We start from the raw sequence: 2,578 nt of genomic DNA, 5'->3' as shown, positions 1-2,578 counted from the left end.
CCCCGGACCGGTGGCTTGCGCCCCGGCGGACGTACCGAGGCCGAGCAAACGGGACGCATGATCAGACGCCTGGTCAGCGGCGAGGCCGTGTTGCGCGGCGTCGCGCAGCAGTTCCATCATGGCGGCACCTTCGTCCAGGAAGAGCCGCACGTACGCGCTTGGTTCCGGCGCCTCGGCAAAGGCCCGGGCCAGCGCCTCGCGGGCCTGCGGCCGGTGCCCCTGCGCGCCATGCGCCAGCGCCTGCAGCATGCGGATCTCCACCAGGCTTCCGGCGCGTCCGGATGAGGCGGCGGCCTCCAGCAGCCGGTCCAACAGCAGAATTGCACCGTCCATCGCGCCGGCACCGGGGTCCACCCGGTGCTGGGCAATGAGCAGACGCACCAGTGTGAGGTGATCGAATTCGCTCAGGTGACGGGGATCGTCCGTGACGGACACACCCCGTTCATGTGCCCAGTCGGAGGCCTCCGCCAGCTTGCCCTGCACGATCCAGACCCGGGCCCTCATCGCGGCGATAGGGCGGACGGCCGGAAAGAACGCCGGCCGGTAGAGCTGCTCCGCCTGGTCCAGGAACCTGATGGCCTCGTCCGGGCGGTCCTCGGCCTGGGCCATCAGTCCCATGGCCACGAACCACCGATAGCGGCCCTCGGTCATCGTCGCACGCTGGACGAACACGGCGGCGGTCTCGAGATGTCGCCGGGCGCTGCCGAGGTCTCCGGCCTGGCGGTCGATCTCGCTCAGGCCCGCGTGCAGGTCAGCGGTTGCCCGCGCCACGGACTCGCCGTGCGCCCCGGCCAGCTGCATCGCAGAATGGTAGAGCCGGCGTGCCTTGCTGGGTCGACCGGCCGCGAGCCACATGTCCGCGAGCACCACCGTGCTGCTAAGCTCGTCGACCAGGTTGCCGCCTGCGTGCAGGCTCGCCACAGCCTGCGTGAAGGTCTGCAGGGCTGTCGACACGTCGCCCGTCGCCCACGCGGCAAGCCCGAGGAACCCGGCCGCAGCGCCGCGGGCAAGATGGTCGTCCGGGCGGGCCAGTTCAAGTGCCCGCCGGGCGTGCACCGAGGTGCCCGGCACGTCGCCCCGTGCCTGGGCGAGCGAGGCCCGGTAGACGGCAATGGTGGCCGGCAGCGTCCGCAGCTCTTCGGTGTCAGCCCAGGGTGCAACGGTGCCGGCCGGCACGGCAGCGAGTGCGCGTTCGGCGTCGTCGAGTCGCGGCTCGACGCCGTCGAGGTCACCGGATGCCATCAGCATGAATCCGCGGAAGACACTGAGCACCGGGCTGCGCCGGACAGCGGCATCCGGCAGCGCCTTCAGCCAGCCGAGCAGCATCGCGTCCTGCCTGTTGCGTCGGATCGCCGGCACCGCCAGTTCCATCAGATAGGCGGCACGGTCGAAGTCGCCGGCAGCCAGTGCGTGCCTGACTGCATCCTCTGACAGGCCGTGGCTCTCATACCAGCGGCTGGCGCGCTGATGCAGCAGCGGAATCAGTTCAGGCTGCTCGCTGAGCAGGCGCGCCCGCAGCACGTCCGCGAAGAGGTGGTGGTAGCGGTACCACTCCCGCCGGTCATCCAGGGGGACAATAAAGAGGTTCGCACGTTCAAGGGCCATGAGCGTGTCACTCCCGTCGTCGCGGCCGGTGACGGCATCACAGAGCGGCCCCGTGAGCCGGTCGAGGACCGAGGAGTGCAGCAGGAAATTGCGGACCGGCTCGGGCCGATGCTGCAGGACCTCCTCGACCAGGTAGTCGACGATGTACCGGTCGTTGCCGGCGAACCGGGCAATGAAGCCGGCGGCGTCGTCGCGCCCCTGGATCGAGAGCGCGGCGAGCTGCAGCGCGGCAATCCAACCCTCCGTGCGCTGCTCCAGGGCCGCCACGTCCGCCGCGGCGAGGTCCAGTCCCGCCACCTCATTGAGGTAGGCGGCGGCCTCCTCTGACGTGAAGCGCAGCTCGGCTGCCCGGACCTCGACCAGGTCACCGCCAGCCCGCCACCGGGAAAGCGGCAGGGCCGGGTCGGCGCGCGTGCTGATCACGACATGCACGTGGGGCGGGAGGTGCTCCAGCAGGAAGACCATGCCGTTGCCCACTTCGTGGCTGCCCACCAAGTGGTAGTCGTCGAGGACCAGCCACACATCGTTCGGTGCCGCGGCCAGGTCATTCAGGACCGTCGTGAGCATCAACTCGGTCGGCAGCGGCACTGAGGCGATGAGCTCCAGCGCAGCCGACCCGACGCCGGGCACCGCCGTTTGGAGCGCGGTGACGACGCAGGTCCAGAATGTCGCCGGTTCGTTGTCGGCCGGATCGAGCGAGAGCCATGCAACGCACCGGTCCGCGCCGGAATCCTTACCCAGCCACTCGGCGAGGAGCGTCGTCTTGCCGAACCCTGCCGGCGCGGACACCAGGGTCAGCCTCGCGCCGGCTCCCCGGCGCAGACGCTCAGCGAGTCGTGGGCGTGCCACAAGAGCACTTCGCAGCTTCGGGGCGTACAGCTTGGTTGCAATCATCGGACGTGACATGCGATCCCCGTTCCAACGCGCAGAACCGTTGCCGAAGTGTGCGGCTAATAGCACCAGCGTACCGGGG

The 2,578-nt window shown here is 69.8% G+C and carries 1 protein-coding gene (cut by a window edge); it reads right to left on the bottom strand.

The window, feature by feature from the left end; all coding sequences use genetic code 11:
* Window positions 1–2,454: the 5' portion of a LuxR C-terminal-related transcriptional regulator gene (locus K789_RS0101950; protein ID WP_237739479.1), read on the bottom strand. It extends 219 nt beyond the left edge of the window; only the first 2,454 of its 2,673 coding nucleotides appear in the window; the start codon lies at window positions 2,452–2,454; its stop codon lies beyond the left edge, outside the window.
* Between the last annotated feature and the right edge of the window lie 124 nt (window positions 2,455–2,578).

Origin of the sequence: Arthrobacter sp. TB 26 (assembly GCF_000427315.1) — a bacterium.
GTDB lineage: Bacteria > Actinomycetota > Actinomycetes > Actinomycetales > Micrococcaceae > Arthrobacter.
Note: the sequence above shows the minus strand (reverse complement) of the source record. Positions and strands in the feature narration are given on the sequence as shown.